This is a genomic window from Promicromonospora sp. NFX87 (assembly GCF_048564965.1).
Classification (GTDB): domain Bacteria; phylum Actinomycetota; class Actinomycetes; order Actinomycetales; family Cellulomonadaceae; genus Promicromonospora.
In genome coordinates this window covers 3,918,590-3,935,865 of record NZ_CP183413.1, presented here as the reverse complement: position 1 = coordinate 3,935,865, position 17,276 = coordinate 3,918,590, and the positions used below count along the sequence as shown (strand labels likewise).

20 protein-coding genes are annotated in these 17,276 nt (G+C 69.4%); 9 read left to right on the top strand and 11 right to left on the bottom strand.

The window, feature by feature from the left end; genetic code table 11:
* Positions 1-94: 94 nt before the first annotated feature.
* Together ACNYC2_RS17665 and ACNYC2_RS17660 are read right to left on the bottom strand one after the other, a co-directional pair.
* Positions 95-766 carry a response regulator gene (locus tag ACNYC2_RS17665; RefSeq protein WP_419703046.1) on the bottom strand — a complete coding sequence of 224 codons (672 nt, stop codon included), beginning with the start codon at positions 764-766 and terminating at the stop codon, positions 95-97.
* Positions 763-1,947 (bottom strand): sensor histidine kinase, encoded by a 1,185-nt coding sequence (locus ACNYC2_RS17660; protein WP_419703045.1) that lies wholly within the window; start codon positions 1,945-1,947, stop codon positions 763-765. The genes ACNYC2_RS17665 and ACNYC2_RS17660 overlap by 4 nt, the downstream gene beginning before the upstream one ends.
* Before the next feature lie 205 nt (positions 1,948-2,152).
* On the opposite strand from ACNYC2_RS17660, the gene ACNYC2_RS17655 reads away from it, so the two are divergent.
* Together ACNYC2_RS17655 and ACNYC2_RS17650 are read left to right on the top strand one after the other, a co-directional pair.
* Positions 2,153-2,695 (top strand): hypothetical protein, encoded by a 543-nt coding sequence (locus ACNYC2_RS17655; protein WP_419703044.1) that lies wholly within the window; start codon positions 2,153-2,155, stop codon positions 2,693-2,695.
* 41 nt (positions 2,696-2,736) lie between these two features.
* Entirely contained in the window at positions 2,737-2,913 is a 177-nt protein-coding gene (locus tag ACNYC2_RS17650) for a hypothetical protein (RefSeq protein WP_419703043.1), read from the top strand.
* A gap of 193 nt (positions 2,914-3,106) precedes the next feature.
* Here the strand turns inward: ACNYC2_RS17650 and ACNYC2_RS17645 are convergent, their stop codons facing one another.
* Complete coding sequence (locus ACNYC2_RS17645) at positions 3,107-4,123, bottom strand: zinc-dependent alcohol dehydrogenase (protein WP_419703042.1); 1,017 nt, start codon at positions 4,121-4,123, stop codon at positions 3,107-3,109.
* A gap of 242 nt (positions 4,124-4,365) precedes the next feature.
* Between ACNYC2_RS17645 and ACNYC2_RS17640 the strand changes: the two genes are divergently transcribed.
* Positions 4,366-4,944, top strand: coding sequence for an isochorismatase family protein (locus ACNYC2_RS17640; RefSeq protein ID WP_419703041.1), 579 nt, complete (start codon positions 4,366-4,368; stop codon positions 4,942-4,944).
* A 7-nt stretch (positions 4,945-4,951) separates the two neighbouring features.
* On the opposite strand, the gene ACNYC2_RS17635 is transcribed toward ACNYC2_RS17640, so the two are convergent.
* Together ACNYC2_RS17635 and ACNYC2_RS17630 are read right to left on the bottom strand one after the other, a co-directional pair.
* The gene (locus ACNYC2_RS17635) at positions 4,952-5,602 is read right to left on the bottom strand and encodes a TetR/AcrR family transcriptional regulator (protein WP_419703040.1); all 651 of its coding nucleotides are present in this window, start codon (positions 5,600-5,602) and stop codon (positions 4,952-4,954) included.
* Between the two features lie 56 nt (positions 5,603-5,658).
* Positions 5,659-7,089, bottom strand: a complete 1,431-nt coding sequence (locus ACNYC2_RS17630; protein ID WP_419703039.1) for an MFS transporter — start codon at positions 7,087-7,089, stop codon at positions 5,659-5,661.
* Positions 7,090-7,229: 140 nt separating this feature from the next.
* Here ACNYC2_RS17630 and ACNYC2_RS17625 point away from each other — a divergent pair, with 140 nt between their 5' ends.
* From ACNYC2_RS17625 to ACNYC2_RS17605, 5 genes are all read left to right on the top strand, one after another.
* Complete coding sequence (locus ACNYC2_RS17625) at positions 7,230-8,441, top strand: cytochrome P450 (protein ID WP_419703038.1); 1,212 nt, start codon at positions 7,230-7,232, stop codon at positions 8,439-8,441.
* Entirely contained in the window at positions 8,438-9,130 is a 693-nt protein-coding gene (locus ACNYC2_RS17620; protein ID WP_419703037.1) for a TetR/AcrR family transcriptional regulator, read from the top strand. Before ACNYC2_RS17625 ends, ACNYC2_RS17620 begins: the two co-directional genes overlap by 4 nt.
* On the top strand, positions 9,127-9,324 hold the full coding sequence (locus tag ACNYC2_RS17615; protein ID WP_419703036.1) for a ferredoxin: 198 nt from the start codon (positions 9,127-9,129) through the stop codon (positions 9,322-9,324). Before ACNYC2_RS17620 ends, ACNYC2_RS17615 begins: the two co-directional genes overlap by 4 nt.
* On the top strand, positions 9,321-10,502 hold the full coding sequence (locus ACNYC2_RS17610) for an NAD(P)/FAD-dependent oxidoreductase (RefSeq protein ID WP_419703035.1): 1,182 nt from the start codon (positions 9,321-9,323) through the stop codon (positions 10,500-10,502). Before ACNYC2_RS17615 ends, ACNYC2_RS17610 begins: the two co-directional genes overlap by 4 nt.
* A 328-nt stretch (positions 10,503-10,830) precedes the next feature.
* A complete protein-coding gene (locus ACNYC2_RS17605; protein ID WP_419703034.1) occupies positions 10,831-12,849 on the top strand; it encodes a glycoside hydrolase family 2 protein in 2,019 nt (672 codons plus the stop codon).
* A 474-nt stretch (positions 12,850-13,323) separates the two neighbouring features.
* Here ACNYC2_RS17605 and ACNYC2_RS17600 read toward each other — a convergent pair whose 3' ends face one another.
* Positions 13,324-13,722 carry a hypothetical protein gene (locus ACNYC2_RS17600; RefSeq protein WP_419703033.1) on the bottom strand — a complete coding sequence of 133 codons (399 nt, stop codon included), beginning with the start codon at positions 13,720-13,722 and terminating at the stop codon, positions 13,324-13,326.
* 53 nt (positions 13,723-13,775) lie between these two features.
* On the opposite strand from ACNYC2_RS17600, the gene ACNYC2_RS17595 reads away from it, so the two are divergent.
* The gene (locus ACNYC2_RS17595) at positions 13,776-14,114 is read left to right on the top strand and encodes a hypothetical protein (RefSeq protein ID WP_419703032.1); all 339 of its coding nucleotides are present in this window, start codon (positions 13,776-13,778) and stop codon (positions 14,112-14,114) included.
* 117 nt (positions 14,115-14,231) lie between these two features.
* On the opposite strand, the gene ACNYC2_RS17590 is transcribed toward ACNYC2_RS17595, so the two are convergent.
* The 5 genes from ACNYC2_RS17590 to ACNYC2_RS17570 all read right to left on the bottom strand — a co-directional run bounded on the left by ACNYC2_RS17590 (position 14,232) and on the right by ACNYC2_RS17570 (position 17,236).
* Positions 14,232-14,678 carry a hypothetical protein gene (locus ACNYC2_RS17590; RefSeq protein ID WP_419703031.1) on the bottom strand — a complete coding sequence of 149 codons (447 nt, stop codon included), beginning with the start codon at positions 14,676-14,678 and terminating at the stop codon, positions 14,232-14,234.
* 3 nt (positions 14,679-14,681) lie between these two features.
* On the bottom strand, positions 14,682-15,302 hold the full coding sequence (locus ACNYC2_RS17585; RefSeq protein ID WP_419703030.1) for a hypothetical protein: 621 nt from the start codon (positions 15,300-15,302) through the stop codon (positions 14,682-14,684).
* Complete coding sequence (locus ACNYC2_RS17580) at positions 15,299-15,634, bottom strand: hypothetical protein (RefSeq protein ID WP_419703029.1); 336 nt, start codon at positions 15,632-15,634, stop codon at positions 15,299-15,301. The genes ACNYC2_RS17585 and ACNYC2_RS17580 overlap by 4 nt, the downstream gene beginning before the upstream one ends.
* Before the next feature lie 43 nt (positions 15,635-15,677).
* On the bottom strand, positions 15,678-15,989 hold the full coding sequence (locus ACNYC2_RS17575; protein ID WP_419703028.1) for a hypothetical protein: 312 nt from the start codon (positions 15,987-15,989) through the stop codon (positions 15,678-15,680).
* 209 nt (positions 15,990-16,198) lie between these two features.
* Positions 16,199-17,236: a protein-L-isoaspartate O-methyltransferase family protein gene (locus ACNYC2_RS17570; RefSeq protein WP_419703027.1), complete on the bottom strand. Its 1,038-nt coding sequence runs from the start codon at positions 17,234-17,236 to the stop codon at positions 16,199-16,201.
* Positions 17,237-17,276 lie beyond the last annotated feature (40 nt).

Genomic DNA, 17,276 nt, shown 5'->3' with positions numbered 1-17,276 from the left:
GGAGCGCCATCAAGGCGCCTCGCTCAGGTTGCCAAGCGGCACGGCGGACGTCGTCGTCCGCGCAGATCGCCGGAGGTACTGCGGCCGCAGTAGCTCAGGGCTGGGGTGCGCGGATCCCCGCCCGGAACGCCAGGGAGACGAGCTGGGCGCGGTCGCGCGCGCCGACCTTCATCATGGCCCGGTTGGCATGCGTCTTCACCGTGAACGGTGAGATGAAGATCCGGCGTCCGATCTCGGCGTTGTCCAGGCCCTCGACGATGAGGGTGACGACCTCGAGCTCGCGCGGGGTCAGCTCGGCGAACAGCTTTGCCTTGTCGGGTTCGGCGGCGACCGGTGCCGGGCCGGTGAGATGCCCGACGACCGCGTTCAGCGCCGTCGGCGAGAACGCGTGCTCGCCGACGGCGACGCGGCGGATGCCGTCCGCGAGCTCGGCGGGACCGGCGCCCTTGCTCAGGAAGCCGTCGGCGCCGGCGCGCAGCGCCGCGAGCACGTTCTCGTCCTGGTCGAAGGTGGTGAGCACGAGGATGCGTACCTCTTCGGCGGACCTGAGCGCGCGGATGCGGCGTGTGGTCTCGACACCGTCGATACCCGGCATGCGCAGGTCCATCAGGACGACGTCGACCTCGATCGACTCGAGAAGGCTGAGCGCGGCGATACCGCTCTCGGCTTCGGCGGCAACGACGAGGCCGGGCTGGGCATCGAGGATGACCCGCAGCCCGGCCCGGATCATCTCCTGGTCGTCGACGAGCATGAGACGCACGGTCATGTCGCTCCACCGCCGACAGGCAGGGTGGCGGAGAGCCAGAACAGCGGCCCGTCGGAGCGGATCTCGACCCGGCCGCCGACGGACTGGGCGCGTTCGCGCATGCCGACCAGCCCGTTGCCCCCGCCCGGCGATGCCGAGCCCGTCCGTACCCCGTACGCGTTGGCCACCTCTATCCGCACTACATCACCGTCCTGGTCGTCCCGCGTGACGGTCAGCGATGCCTGCCCGTCCCCGTATCGATGGGCGTTGGTCAGCGCCTCCTGCACGATACGGTAGGCGGCGATGCTCACCTGCGACGGGATCTCGCAGCCGAGGTCTTGCACGGACTCCTGCACCTGCATGCCGGCGGTGCGGTAGGTCTCCACGAGCTGGTGGATGAGCTCATGGCTCGGCGCTGCCCCCAGGCCCGGGGCCGCCCGCTCGACGCCCAGGACCGCCAAGATCTGCTGCGTCTCCCGCAACACCTCCTGTACCGCGCCTCGAGCGGCCGCCAGGCTGGCCTGGGCGCCCGCGCCGTCGTTCGCGGCATGCACCTCGGCGGCACCGAGATGCATGTTCACGACGGCGATCTGATGCCCGACGCTGTCGTGCAGGTCCCTGGCGATGCGCAGCCGTTCCTGGGCGATCCCTCGGTCGACGGCAGCGAGCCGGGCCACTTCCGACTCACGGATGCGCTGTTCGACTTCCCGCCGGTACCGGATGTTGCTGCGCACGGCGCTGCCGGTCGCGGCTCCGACGATCGCCGCGAAGGCGAAGACCGACGCGCTCGCGTCGACCCTGACGTCGATGACGCCGATCGAGTAGTAGACCGACCCGAAGTTCACGGCGCCCAGGAGAGCCCCGACGACAAACCCGGGAACCGAACGCAGCGCGAACAGGAATGCCGCGAAGCACACCATCGACCACGTCGCTATCGGCTCCTCGCCGATCGCGGCAGCAAGGATCGGTGCGACGGCGACCACGGCGAGCCCGGGAGCGGGCGATCGAAAGCCGACGGCGACACCGGCCAGGACGACCAGCGGCGGAATCCAGGAGAGCCAAGGGCTCCCGGCCATGGCGCGGCCGACCAGGTCCGCTCCTGCCGCGGCCACGAGGATCACGCCGACCGCGACCTCGGCGGCCCGGGGTGCGCCTTGCCACAGCGCGCGTGGTCCTCGTTGCGGGGGAGGGGTGGTGTTCATGGCGTCGATCCTGGCACCCCAGCGACGGGTTGCACCTACTGCAGCCGCGGTATCCAGGCCGATCCGGTTGGACGATTCGGGCCTGGGCGCGCGAGGCGAGCATCGATACATGACGACCACGACCGGCCGACACATCGCCCCCCGGGGCGTCCGGCGATCGAACATCCCGATCAGATCGAACGTTCCGACCAAGGAGAACACCCCCATGAGCACCCAGACCGTGACCACAGGGTACGAGTACGTGAAGGTCCGTGCCCCGAAGGAGCTGGAGTCGCTGTACCGCGACGCGTACCGGAGCTTCGGCTGGAGCTTCGAGGGCTCCGAGCAGCGGTCCCCGATCCGCCCGCTGCCACTGCTGCCGGCGATCCGCTCCAAGAGGGTGACGCTCTCGTTCAAGCGGGATCGAGGCATCAAGAATCTCCCGATGCTGCGGGAGCTGCAGCGCACGGTGGACGCCTCGCTCGCATCGGTCGCCCGCCTGGAGCGGTCCAGGACGAGCGTCGCGGCCGGGTGGGCCATCGTGTTCGGCGTCATCGGTGCCGGCCTGCTCGCCGGCTCGATGCTCCTCGGCCCCCTGGGGCAGATGCCCATCCTCCTGGGAGTCGGCGGGCTGGTGAACTGGGTGATCGGCGCCATCGCCTACTTCAACCTCAAGGCGTCTCGCGGCGCGAAGCTCGACGCGCGCATCAGCGCGGAGATCGACATGACCTTCGACGCCGCCGAGCAGGCCGCACGGCTGATCCGCTGAGCGTCGAAGAGGAAGAGCGAGAGGAGAACAGGACAATGAGCATGGACAACCCTTCTGAGGTCACCCCAGACCAGAACGCCTCCGAGGAGACCGCTACGCAACCGACGGGCTTCATCGACTCGCACGTCGAGAACCAGACGCGTCGCTTCGCAGACCACATCAAGAGAGCGGAAGCGCTGTACCGCAAGCTCCCGGGCGTGCGGAAGAACGCCGGCTGAGCCGACCAGAACGAGGAGACGAGGCCCGGACGAACAACGCGTCCGGGCCTCGTCGTCGCGCCCGACCCCACCACGCTCGGTCGGTACGGAGGACGGAAACCCCGCAATGTGCACGGGCCAGGCGCAACGCGGCTCCGCCTGATCGCAACGATCGAGCGGAGCCGCGTCCTGCTGCTTGGAGCCGCATCACACGTCAGTCGAAGGTGACGACGACCTTGTCTGCGGCGCCCGGCGTCCGGGCGAGCTCGAGCGCATCCAGGGCCTGGTCGAAGGGGAGGGTGTCGCTGACGATGACCGCGTACTTCTCCCAGTTCTCGACGATGTCATCGGTCACCTCGAAGATCTCGGTCGGGTAGCCCATCGCCCAGACCAGGTTGAGCTCGGTGGTCAGGATGGCGCCGAAGTCGAGCTCGACCGGCTTCTTGTGCACCGCGACGACGCCGAAGGTCGCGCCGTGCTTGGCGATGCTGGTCACGGTGGTGGGGACCGGCGGAGCGCCGGCCGCGTCGAGGTAGATGTCGGTGCCCGGGCGCACACCGCGGACGTGGGCGCTCGCGCCGTCGCCGTGCAGCTCCACGAGGCGTGCGGCGACGTCCTCCTCGGCGGAGTTGATCACCGCGTCCGCGCCGACCTGGAGAGCCTTGTCCAGCCGGGACGGGATGATGTCGACGACGACGATGTGCTCGACGCCCTTGCGGCGGTAGCCGAGCACCGCCCCGAGCCCGATCGGTCCGGCGCCGAACACGACCACCTTGTCGCCGGGCTTCGGCTCGGTGCGGTTGACGGCGTGGTAGGCGACGGCCATCGGCTCGTTGAGCGCGGCAACCTGCCAGGGGATGTGCGGCGGGATGACCTTGAGCTGGTGTCCGGGCTCGAAGTCACGCACGAGCACATACTCGGACAGCGCGCCCTGGGCACCGCCGGAGCCGAGGAGACCGTCGGTGAACGCCATCGTGTCGACGACGACGTGGTCGCCGACCTGGACGTCCGAGACCTCGGCGCCGACCTCGGCCACCTCAGCGGCCGGCTCGTGACCGAGCGGGGTCGCCCCCTGGCGTGGCGGGATGCCACCGACCTGGGAGTACAGCGCATCCGAGCCGCAGATGCCGCATGCCTTGATCCGCAGCAGCACGTCGGACGGTCCGGGCGTCGGTATCTCGATGTCGACCCAGCTGTTCGTGCTCGGCGCGGTGACGTGGACAGACTTCATGGGTGTGGCTCCTCTGGGATGGGTGGGAGGTCTTTGCCTCGACGCGCTCGATGCGCATGACTGATCGTCTCCGCGCGCAGTGCGACGTGCATCGTTCAGCAGGACCGGTCGCTCTACTGCGGCTGGAGTAGGTGCGGCTGGAGTGGGGACTGCTTGCCCTTCCGCGAACGGGCGACTCACGACGGTATAATTTAAGTCAGGCAGGTGCCTTAACACTGCCGCCATCTGACGGAGGAACTGATATGGCAAGTGACGTCGCAACAACCACCGGCGTGCTCGACCCGACGTGTGCCCTCGTGCTCGTCGACCTGCAGGTCGTCACGATGAGCTTCCCCGCCGCACACAACATGGGCACCGTCGTCGCGCACGCCGCACGGCTCGCGTCGTCCTTCCGTGAGCGAGCGCTTCCTGTGGTACTCACCGTCGCGGACCTCAACCACCCACCGGCGGGCAGAACACAGTTCGCCCGTCCGAGGGCCGAGGTGCCCAGCGCGTCGTTAGCGCTGTCGGACGCGCTCGGTGCCGACGAGTCCGACATCGTGTTGACCAAGTCCGGCTGGGGTGCGTTCCAAGGGACAGATCTCGACGAGACGCTCCGAGCCCGAGGCGTCACCCAGGTGGTCGTCGCAGGCCTCGCAACGGGGTTCGGAGTCGAGTCCACGGCGCGGCAGGCGTATGACGCCGGCTACCACGTCATGCTCGTCGTCGATGCGATGACCGGGCCGGATCTCGAGGGGCACGACCATACGGTCGCGCGTGTGTTCCCTGCACTCGGTCAGGTCGTCACGACGGACGAGGTGCTCGCGTCGCTGAACGACTGACGAGGTGTCAGTCGACCGGTGTGACCGGCGCCTGCCAGATGCCCGTGATCGCGTCGATCAGGCCGATCGCCGTCGCTTCCCAGGAGGCCCGCGTGGTCGGGCCGCCCTCCGCCAGTGCCCGCTCGCGGTCGGCGCAGGCATAGATGACGAGGTTGCGGACCATGCGCTCGCGTTCCTCGAACACGTCGTCCGGCAGGTCCGGGAGGCTGTGGCGTAGTCCTTCCGCGCTCTTGCGCCGGGAGTCCGACGCCGTCGACTCGTCGAGCTCGGCGATGTAGAGGCTCGGGTCGGTCATGATCTGGGCGACGAGCCGGGCCCACCAGGTGGCGCCGGGAAGCGACGCGAGGTGGTCGGTGATCGGCCGGACGGTGCAGGCCACCCAGTCCCGGACGCCGGGGTCGTCGCCCATCTCGGCCAGGAGCCGCCCGCGTATCTGCTCCATGTCCACGGCATGGCGGCTGACGACGGCTTTGATCAGCTCGGACTTGGTACCGAAGTGATAGCCGACGGCGGAGTTGTTGGCCTGGCCGGCGGCCTCGCTGATCTGCCGGTTGGACACCGCGAACAGGCCGTGCTCGGCGAAGAGCTGTTCGGCGGCATCGAGGATCCGCTCGCGGGTCTGGGCGACCTTGTCCGCCCGCGTCGGCTTGGCTTGCACGGTTACCTCTTGTCTCTCGTTCGTGGACCTCCCTGTTGCTGGAGGTGGGCTATAGCTTATAGAGCTTTGGTGCGGCGGGGCAGGAAGGCCGCGATGCCGAGCGCGACCAGGGCGGCGCTCGCGCCGATCCCGAGCACGACCTGGAAAGCGGTCTGCGACGGCAGCTCGGCGCCGCCGGCGGTGATCGTCAGCTGGGCCAGGACGACCCCAGCGACGGCGGAGGAGACCGAGGTCCCGATCGAGCGCATCAGGGTGTTGAGGCTGTTCGCCGCGGCCGTCTCCGACCGGGGCACTGCGCCCATGATCAGCGCGGGCATGGCGCCGTAGGACAACCCGACGCCCGCGCCCATGATCGCCGAGACGACCACCAGCTGCCAGATCTCGGCCATGAAGAACACGCCCAGGCCGTAGGAGAGCGCTACGACGCCGGCGCCGATCATCAGGGTGGTCCTGGGCCCGAAGGCGTCGGTGATCCGGGCCGAGACCGGAGCCATCGCCATCATCACCAGGCCCATCGGGGCCATCACCAGGCCCGCCGCGAGCATCGTCTGCCCGAGACCGTAGCCGGTGGTGGTCGGCAGCTGCAGCAGCTGGGGCAGCACCAGGGACATCGCGAACATCGAGAAGCCGAAGATGATCGAGGCCAGGTTGGTCAGCAGCACCTGGCGGTGGGCGGTGGTGCGCAGGTCGACCAGCGGGGCGGGTGTTCGCAGCTCCCACCAGCCCCAGGCCAGGAAGAGCACGAGGGCGCCGGCGAAGAGGCTGGTCGTCAGCGGGGCTCCCCAGCCCCAGGACGCCCCCTTAGAGATCGCCAGCAGGAGTGCGATCAGGGCGGCAGAGAGCGCGATCGCGCCGGGCAGGTCGAACCGGCCGCCCGCCGGGGCGGCGCCGGACGGAATCTTGGCCCACACGAGGACGAAGGCACCCGCGCCGAGGACCGCTGACGTCCAGAACAGCACGTGCCAGTCGGTGGTCTGCGCCAGGAGGGCCGCCACGGGCAGTCCGATCGCACCGCCGACGCCGAGCGAGGCGCTCATCACGGCGGTCGCCGAACCGAGCTTCTCGGACGGGAGCTCGTCGCGCATGATGCTGATCCCGAGCGGTATGACGCCGGCCGCCAGGCCCTGCAGGACCCGGCCGGCGATCAGGGGCACGAGCGTGGTGCTCAGACCGGCGACCGACGATCCCACCACCAGCAGGCCGAGGCTGACCAGCAGCAGGCGGCGCTTGCCGTACATGTCGCCGAGCCGGCCGACGATCGGTGTCGCCACCGCGGCGGCCAGCAGGGTAGCGGTGACGGCCCAGATGGTGTCTGCGGCGGAGGCGTTCAGCAGCCGGGGAAGCTCGGGCACCACCGGCACGATCAGGGTCTGCATGAGCGCGGTGACGATGCCCGCGAACGCGAGGATCGGCACCAGGAGGCGGGTGCCGTGGCCCCGCTGTTCTTGGGGCGGCGCTTGAACGGGCGCGACGAGGACGTCAGACATGGGTTGCCTTCCGGGAAGAGGGTTGGTGTCCCTAAAATTAAAGCAGTCGCTTGACTGATGGCAAGTGGGTCGCTCTACTTGGAGCCACGGGGTGAAGTTCCCGCCCCGACCTGAGGAACCCCCACAGAGAGGTCCTGTTCATGACCGAGACCGAGATCCCGACCCTCCCGTTTCCCACCGACCAGGCGCTGGAGCCGCCGGCCGAGTGGGCCGAGCTGCGGTCCAGGTGCCCCGTGGCCCACGTCCGGCTCGCCAGCGGTGACCAGGCCGCGCTGGTCACGCGCTACGACGATGTGAAGGCGGTCCTGTCCGACCCGCGGTTCGGCCGGGGGACAGGCAAGAAGGACGCCGCCCGGATCGCGGACACCGACGACGGCGGCATCATGAACAGCGAGATGGCGACCGTGCTGCCGCAGGAGGGCGAGGGCCACCTGACCTGGCGGCGCCTGGTCGGCAAGTGGTTCACCGCCAAGCGCATGGCCGCCCTGCGGCCGGGGATCGTGGCGATGGCCGACCAGCTCATCGACACCATGGTGGCCGACGGCGGCCCGGTCGACCTCAAGGCGTCCTTCGGCTTCCCGCTGCCGGTGTGGGTGATCTGCGACATGCTCGGCGTACCGGACAGCGACCGGGACAAGTTCTCGCACTGGTCGGACTGCATGCTCAGCATGACGCGCTACACGCAGGACGAGATGGCCGCTGCGATGGGCGAGTTCGGTGCGTACATGGCCCACCATGTCGCGCTGAAGCGCGTGACCCCGGGCGAGGACCTGCTCAGCGAGCTGATCGCCGCCACCGACGACGACGGCGAGCCGCTGTCGGACGCGGTGCTGGTCGCCACCGGCCAGGGGCTGCTCGTGGCCGGCCACGAGACCACCGCGAACATGATCACCAAGATGGTCGCGATGCTGCTCGCGGACCGCACGCGCTGGGAGCAGCTGCTGGCCGACCCGAAGCTCGTCCGGTCCACGGTCGAGGAGGCCCTGCGCTTCGATGCCAACGCCGGGCTCGGGATGGTCCGGTACATCGATGCCGACATCGAGCTGTCCGGCGTCGCCGTGCCGAGCGGCACGACGGTCATGTGCAGCATGGCCGCCGCGAACCGGGACGAGGCGGCGTTCGCCGACGCGGACCAGCTCGACCTGACCCGCAGCCCCAACCCGCACCTCGCCTTCGGCGCCGGTGCCCACTCCTGCCTCGGCCAGGCCCTGGCACGGACAGAGCTGCAGGCCGCCCTGGAGACGCTGCTGCGCAGGCTGCCGACGCTGGAGCTCGCGGTCGGCGTCGACGAGCTGGAGCGGGTGGACGGTCTCGCCGTCGGTGGCCTGACCAAGCTCCCGGTGCAGTGGTGACGACGACCGGCACGCGTGCCCGCGGCGATCAGGTAGCGAGCACACGGGCGGCGATCCTGTCGACCGCCGAGCGGCTCTTCGCCGAGCACGGGGTCGCCGCCGTCTCGGCCCGCCAGATCAGCGAGGCGGCCGGACAGGGCAACAACGCGGCGGTCGGCTACCACTTCGGTACCAAGCTGGACGTGGTCCGCGCGATCCTGGCGGGCCACAACGAGGCGATCGAGGCCCGCCGCGCGCGGCGGGTCGCCGAGGTCTCGGGGTCCACCGAGCTGCGGGACTGGGTGACCTGTCTGGTCCTGCCGTCGGCCGAGTACTTCGCGAGTCTAGGGACGCCGACCTGGTACGCCCGGTTCAGCACCCAGATCATGACCGACCCGGTGCTGCGCCCGGTGATGCAGGAGGACTCGCTGGGCGCGCCGTCCCTGCGACAGGTCCTCCACGGCATCCACCTCTGCGAGGCTGACCTGCCCACCGCCGTCCGCCATGACCGCGGCGACATGGCCATGTACCTCCTGCTGCACACGTTCGCTGACCTCGAGCGCGCACAGGCTGACGGCGACGCGACCGGACCGGCGAGCTGGGCCCGGGCGGCGAGCGGTCTCGTCGACGCGATGGTCGGCCTGTTCCAGGCGCCCGCCACTCTGGCGATCACCGACACGAACTCATCATCGAAGGAAGGAACGTCATGAAGGTCATCGTTGAGGAAGACAAGTGCTGTGGTGCGGGGACGTGCGTCTTGGTCGCCCCGGAGGTGTTCGACCAGCGCGACGAGGACGGGATCGTGGTGCTGCTCGACGAGACACCGGGGGTGGACCAGCACGACCTGGTCCGAGAGGCCGTCAGCGTCTGCCCGGCGGCCGCGATCAGCCTGATCGAACCATGAACCCGCCAGAGAGCGTCCTGATCGTCGGTGCCTCCGCCGGCGGCCTGACCACCGCCGAGGCGCTGCGCCGTCAGGGGTACGAGGGGCGGCTCACGCTGCTCGGGGCTGAGCGCCACCTCCCGTACGACCGGCCGCCGCTCTCCAAGCAGGTGCTGTCCGGGGCCTGGGAAGCGGGCCGTGCGCAACTACGAGCAGAGCCGGCGCTGCAGGCGCTGGACGCCGAGCTCGTGCTCGGCGACCGGGCCACCGGCCTGGACGTCACGAACCGCATGGTCCGGACGGAGTCGGGCCGTGTGCTCGGCGCCGACGCGATAGTGATCGCCACCGGCGTACAGGCCCGGACCTTCCCGGGCCAGGATGACCTGGCGGGCGTACACGTGATCCGCACTCTGGACGACGCCGTCGCCCTGCGTACGGAGCTCGCGACCGCCCGGCGGCTGGTCGTCGTCGGCGACGGGGTGCTGGGTGCCGAGGTCGCGGCGACCGGACGCGGCCTCGGCCTGGACGTCACCCTGGCCGGGCCGCAGTCCGTCCCGATGGAGAACCAGTTCGGTCCATGGGCCGGCGGTCTGCTCGGGGACTTCCACACCGAGCAGGGCGTCAGGCTGCGGCTCGGCACCGGGGTCAGCGCTCTGGCGGCCGAGGCCGGCCGCGTGGCCGGAGTGGTCCTGGCGACCGGCGAACACCTCCCGGCCGACGTTGTGGTCGTCGCCATCGGCGGCATCCCCGCCACCGACTGGCTGGCCGGCAGCGGGCTGACGATCGAGAACGGCATCGTCTGCGACGCGATGTGCCAGGCCTCCGACGGGATCTACGCGGTCGGTGACGTGGCCCGGTGGCGGCACCTGGGGCTGGACGCCATGGTGCGGCTGGAGAACCGGACCAACGCGACCGAGCAGGCGGTGGCGGTCGCCAAGAACATCCTGGGCGCCGACCTGCCGTACGTCCCGGTCCCGTACTTCTGGACCGACCAGTACGACGTCAAGGTGATGGTCCACGGACTCACCCCCGCCGATGCCGAGATCGAGGTCGTCGAGGGCGACCCGGCCGCACGCCGGTTCGTCGCGCTCTGTCGCAGCGACGGGATCGCCCGCGCAGTCCTCGGCTGGAACATGCCCAAGCAGACCCGGCTGCACCGCCAGCAGGTCGCTGACGCGCTGACCCTCGCCGCGCACTGACCGCGCTCCGGACAACCAGCCGCCGTCCCAACACGGTGCGGTCAGGTGCTGGCGGAGGCGCTGCTGCCGCAGATCGTGTGCGAGTCGGGCCACGATCTGCGGCCGCAGCGTGGGACCACGCCAACCGCAGCTGCTGGCGCCCCTCGCGGGAGCCAGGCTCAGTGCAGCGCGGTCCGGCGGCCCTGCAATCGTCGATTCGTCCATGCGTTCCGGCGGGATCGAACATTCCCATGGCGTGGCGCCGGCTCCTAGTTTGATGCCGATGCTCAAGGAAGAGCCCAGTCGGTCACGCTGCCGGACCCTGCCTTCACTCGTCAAGGGAGACCTCATGAGAAAGCTCGGAGCCCTTGCGGCCGGCGTCGCGCTGGTGGCCGCCTCGCTCACCAGCTGCCCTGCGGTCGCACTCGCGGAACCTGGCGCTGCCCGCTTCGAGGCGAGCGGCGCGGAGCCTGCGGGCACGAGGATCGAGCAGATCGACGGCACGGGCGTGCTCTTCCAGTACGACCACGTCGTCCCGGCGTTCGATGCGGGGGACACCCACGGGAACGCCCGTGACTCGATCTCGCTCGACGGGACCTGGGCCTTCCGGTTTGACCCCGACGACCGGGGGACGCGCGACGGCTGGGCCCGGCCGGACACCGACCTCAGCGGGTGGGACACGATCGAGGTGCCCTCGTCCTGGGACCTCAAGGACACCCCTGATTTTGACGGATACGACGGAGCCAACTTCGGCACTGGAACGGCCTTCCAGGACGGGTACGCCTGGTACCGCACGACGATCACGGTTCCTCGGCGGTGGGCGGGCGACCATGTCCGGCTCTCGTTCCTCGGCGTGAACTACCGCTCCGACGTCTGGGTTGATGGCGCCTTCGCGGGCGCGCACGAGGGCGGGCACACCGCGTTCAGCCTGCCGGTGGGCGAGCTGCTGAGCCCGGGTGAGGAGGCGACGATAGTGGTGCGTGCGGAGCGCCGCGCGTCCTTCGAGGACTACACCACCGGGACCGGCCCGGTCACGGATCGGTACGCCATACCGTGGAAGCCCGTCGACTACTGGCCGTACGCCGGCATCACCCGCTCCGTCCGGATCGAGGCCGTCCCTCGGGTCAGCGTCGCCAAGGTCCTGGTCGACGCGGCGGACGGCCGGCTCGACATCCGTGCGGTGGTCGAGAACACGGGGGACCGCCCTTTCACCGGGAGCGTGCGCCTGAGCCCTGGCGCGCGGACGGGCGGACACGCCGCGACGGTGCCGGTCGCCGTCGGCCCTGGCCAGGTACGTGTCGCGCGGGCGGACGTCGCCATCCCGCGGGCCGTCGGCTGGAGCGCCGGGTCCCCGCACACCTACACCGCCGTCGCTGAGCTGCGCACCGGGTCCCACCGCACGGCAGAAAGCCACGCGGGAGGAGGCACGCTCGACAGGCTGTCGACCACCTACGGGATGCGGTCGGTCACGGTCTCCGCCGCGCAGCTGCGGATCAACGGGGAGGCGACCTTCCTCAAGGGCCTGAACTGGCACGAGGAGACCGGCCGGAGCGGCCGGTCGCTCACCCGGCATGAATACGACCACGAGCTCGGGCACGCCCTGGACCTCGGGGTCAACCTGCTGCGCAACTCCGTCTACAACCGTCACCCGTACGCGTACGAGTGGGCGGACCGGCATGGCGTCTACATGATGGACGACACGGACAACATGTGGCTCAACACCGACCAGCAGCGACTGCAGACGGAGAGCTACGGGTTGTCGCGGGCCATGGCGGCGACCACCGCGTGGAACCAGCACAACCACCCGTCGGTGATCCTCTGGGGGTTGCAGAACGAGTCGGAGATCGATCCCGGCGGCGCGCCGGTCTACCGGGCCTGGATGAAGGACATGAAGGACGCGATCACCGCCGTCGATCTGCAGGACCGGCCGGTCACCTGGGCGTCCAGCACGACCAACGACCCTGCCTTCGGGCTCGCCGACGTCATCGGGTTCAACGAGTACTTCGGCTACTTCTACGGCGAGAACGAAGACCTCGGACCCGCGATCGACGCTGTGCACGCCCGCCATCCGGACAAGCCGATCCTCATCACCGAGAACGGCTCCTGGTCCTACCTCGGCCGCCGGGGAAGCCCTGTCGAGCAGGGGACCGAGGACTGGCAGGCCGCGAACCTCGACTCCCACTGGCGGCAGGCGTCGGCGCGGTCCTACGTCGCCGGCTACACCCACTGGGTGCTCAAGGACTACAAGCAGCGCCTGGGCTACAACATGGACCTCAACGGGATCTCGGTGATGGGGCTGCTCGGCTGGGACTCGACAACCCGGCGTCTCGCCTACGACGCATATCGCAGGATGGAGACGCCGTACTAGAGCGGTACTCCGAGCACGAGTGTGGGAGTCGTGGCAGCGCCCGAAGGGCTGACACGGTTCGTGACACGGTTGCCCGCTGACACGCGTGCTGACACGGGTGTTGTGCCTATGAACGCCCGCGCTTGCCGATGATTGCCCATCCATGTGAGGCTGGGCTGACATCGCACAGAAACGGCGAGATTTCGCCGTTTCTGACGCTCACCAGGGCGATCGCGATGGCTGCGTCAGACGGCTCTGCAGGCGTCGAAGAGTTTCGCTTCACCGAGAAGAGGCTGGGGGTTCGAGTTCCTCCGCACACCATGCGGTGGATCTCGGCCGGCTGGAATTGCCGCGGCACAGGTCTGCCTCCGCCACCAGGAGCACTGTGCGGGGCCCGACACTGTTGCGGGGCTTGTGCCGTCGGCAGGTGGCCTCGCCCTCCTATCGGGTACCCGAGCGGGCGAGGATTACTACTTACTGTGGGAGTAGGGGCAGTCAGGCGCTGCGGTCTGGACGCAGGACATCGCCCATGGCATCCAACCGTCGAGCGGCAGCTTCGCGGACGCGATCATCGGCGTCGACCGCGAGCATCTCCAGGACCGACCCGATATTGGGAAAAGTGGCCACGCGAAGGCGCACGTCCACGTCGTGATGGGTCGCGTACCGGGATGCGATGGCCCCGCTGCAGGCGGGGTGGTCCAGCACGTGGTGGATGAGCTGTGCGTCGGCGTCCTTGTCTCGTATCGAGGGTGCGATGACGGCAAGCAACTCGAGGTCTGTGTCGGGGTGGGAGACGAGGCTGACCAGCTCAGCCAGATCGCCCCGATGCGCGGCGGCGGAGTACTGCCCGTACAGGCCTTGGGATCTGGACCTTCTGGTGCGACTACCAGCCAAGCATCGAACGATAGTTCGAGCGTGTCAATGCAGGTTTCAGAGCAAAGGAACACGTGTTCGACTCTGAGGTGCATACTGATGTCATGAACGGCCGCGCTTCCATCGATCGCTCGCTGCTGGCATGGGCGGAGCACCGCGAGCTGTGGCAGGGCGTGCTCAACGAGCGCTTCATCCCCGAGCGGGTCGTGGAGCAGGCATGGCGTGGCTCGGACGCAGTGATCGCTCAGGTGGAGTGGGAGCTCGACGGCCTTGAGGAGATCGAGACCATGGTCCTGGCCAAGGCGGGTGATCTCAGGCAGGTCCAGCTGATCGACGACCGGCGGTTCATCAAGACGCTGTGGCTGTACCGCGATCACATCCGGGAGATATCGCGGGACGAGCCACAGCCCTGAATCGCGCTGTTCGCGGCCGGGCCGATCACGTGGTGATCGCGCCCTAAAGACGCACGACGACATCGCCACCGGAAGCCCTGGACCTTCGCGTCTCGACCAATGTTCACGCGGGGAGCATCACCAGATCGTCGGCGTCGGTCCCTGTACCTGTGTGGCCGACGGGCGGGGTCGTCGAGGTCGCTTGGCCAAGCGGGTGAGGCTGGCCGTGAAGTACATGAGGAACGCGATGGTCCCGGTCAGGGCGAACTTGGCGGCGTTATACACACACAGCCACGCCACCACCAGGTAGATGCCGTCCGCCGGCACCAGGTAGCTCTGAACCAGGCCCGCCGCGACCAGATAGCCCGGTACCAGGAGCAGAGCGATGGGCAGAGCCCAGACCCGGTTGACGCGCCGGAACATCCACACCACGATCCGGGTCGTCGGGGTCAGGAGCCAGCCGAGGTTCTCGGGGCCCTCGGGCAGTTCGCGTGGGGGCTGCTGTGGGACGCCCAGGCTGCGCCCGTGCGGGCCCTGGTCCTTGACGAACAGCAGGTGCTTGACACCTTCGGGTGTTGCCGTCACGGTCTACCTTCCCTGTCCGAGCGACGTCAAAAAGGAACGGCACGAGTTGGGCTGGTGTGCCGTTTGGGTGTCCGGTATCGACGATACGGTCGAGTCGAATGCCTGTCGCACGCTACGGCTGAACACTGTCCAGGAGCGGATTGCCGGCGTCGCGGGGCCGGTCAGTTCTCGCAGCTGGTTCGTGATCTGCGCGAGACGACGCGCGCGGGTGGGGCAGGGCGTGTCGGTGTTCCCGGTTGGTGCGGTCAGGTCGGCGGCCTCCCAGGTCAGCCGGTGGATCTCGACAGACTCCGTGGGCACGACGCCACGTAGCGGCTCCAGGAGATCAACCAGCCAGGCAGGCACCGCTCGCTGCTGGGGCCGGAGCGCGTGACAGGCCAGAGCGCTCAGCAGGAGCCCGGCCGCTGCGAGCCACGACCGGGCAAACGGTTCGAATCGCAGCAGGAGCACCAGGCTCACCGCCGACAGCATGACCCCGAGGGTGACGAGGTAGTGCTCGCGTGCGAGGTTGCGTGTGCGGGTGCGCTCATCAGGTCCGGGGTCGATGACGATCGTGGTGGCCGCTGGCCAAGCGAGCCGGATGCCGGCCGCGGGCGCGTGCAGGGTGTGGTGGCGCGCCATCATGCCTCCCTGCTGGTGGTGGGCGTGGTGACGGTGACCAGTACGGGTCGCTGCGCGGACAGGGTCGAGACCCAACCGGTCCAGATCCGCCAGGCAACGGCCGGGTCGTGAGGCACTGCCGGGAGGTCGAGCAGCACGGCTAGCGTTTGGGCGTCGGGAGTCGTGCCCACCGTGAGGGTGATCTCGATGACCGTGACGGTCTCAGGCCCGACGGCTCGGACCGTGGTCTCGACGTCGATGTCGAGGACCTGGACGCCGCACCAGTGGGCGATGACGGCTCTCTCCCATCGGTACTCCGGCGCCGCCGCAGCGGTGGGGATCCTGGCACGGGGCACGGGGCACGGGGCACGGGGCACGGGGCACGGGGCGCTGTGGTGATCATCGAGGGCCGCCGACCGCCAGGATGGGCCCGGTCGGTTGAGCCGGAGCGGCTGCGACGAGGTGCTGGTGGGCGATCTGCCACGCATGGCACGGCCGCGCCTGGCGCCACCACACCCACCTGGCGGTGCAGCGGTGGCAGCGACGGTCGGCGTTGGGGGCGTGCCTGGCCAGGATGGCGCGAAGGGCGTGGATCATTCGTTCCAGCTCGGTGGGCGCCATGACGGCCACGGCTGCGGCGTCGGCGTGCTGGAGTAGATGGTCCACATCGTTGAGGTAGTCGCGCACGATCTGGTCTGCGGTGCTGTGCATCGTGGGGCCTCCTGGTCAGGGTGTACCGGGCTGTGGTGTGTCGGGGTGCCTTGCTCTCGAGGTGCATGGGCGCACTCGCGGTCTCCGATCAGTGACGCCAGATCACGGCGGCCCATACCAGGGCGGCCGCCACGGCCAGTACGTAGACGACTAGTGCGATCTCGTACATCGGTTCCTCACCGTCCGTGTGTTGCCGATCTGGGTTGTGGTCAGTCGTTGAGGCGGACCTGGTAGGAACCGCCGTGCGGCACGACGACGGCGTCGAGCTCGTGCGTGGTCCGTGGTCCTTCTGATCGCCATTCGCTGATCAGGTCGAGGAAGCGTGCCTCGGTCGGTGACGTGCCCGGCTGCGCGACGAAGTGCGCGGGCGTGATCATCGCCGCCTCCGGCGGGCCCTCTGGGCGGACGGCCAGGCCGTAGGCGACCGGTGCCTTGCCGCCGATCCCGATGCCTTCGCCGAACTGGGTGAAGGCGGTGAACAGGCCTGCTGGGTTTCGGGCGAGCAGCCAGTGCTTGAGGTCGAGGTACTCCCCGGGGGTGCCGGGCCATGCGGATGCTTCCCCGGCGCGCAGGAGCGCCAGCAGCTCGGTCGCTGTTGTGGTGTCGTGGCTGGTCGTGGCCAGGTAGTACCCGGGGTAGTCCCGTGCGGTCACTGCGGTCACGTGGGCGGGCAGTAGCGGCGGTCCCATGGGCGGGCAGCGGGTGGCGTGCACGGTGACGTGCAGGTCATCGGTGGGCACCTTGGTGATGTGCGCGACGGCATACGTGCCTGGCAGGTCGGAGATGGTGCATCCGGTGACCAGGACCCCGCCAGGGGCGAGCTGGTCGATCCATGCGCCGGGGATCGCCGGGGGAGTGGCCGGGACGTAGATCCGGTCGTAGGGCGCGAGGTCGGCGTGCCCGGCCAGGCCGCTGCCGGTGGCGGCCACGGCGCGGTGCCCGTGGGTGGCGAACAACCTCGCGGCGCGCGTGGACAGCACGGGGTCGGGATCGATCGTCAGGACGTGGCCGCCGGGTCGGACAATGTGCCCGATCAGCGCTGCGGAGTAGCCGGACCCCGTGCCGATCTCCAGGACCCTCATATTCGGTCCCAGGTCCAGGGTCCGCAGGTGCCGCCAGGTGGTGGCACGGGCGATGACGGGCTCGACGGCGTCACCGTCAGGTCCGAGGTAGATCTCGTACGGGACGGTCCGGGCGGCGTCGGCGACGGCGTCGGTGCCCGTGATCATGGTGCGCGTGCTGGTCATCGTGCGGCTCTCCAGTGCTGGTACAGGCAGAACGGATCGT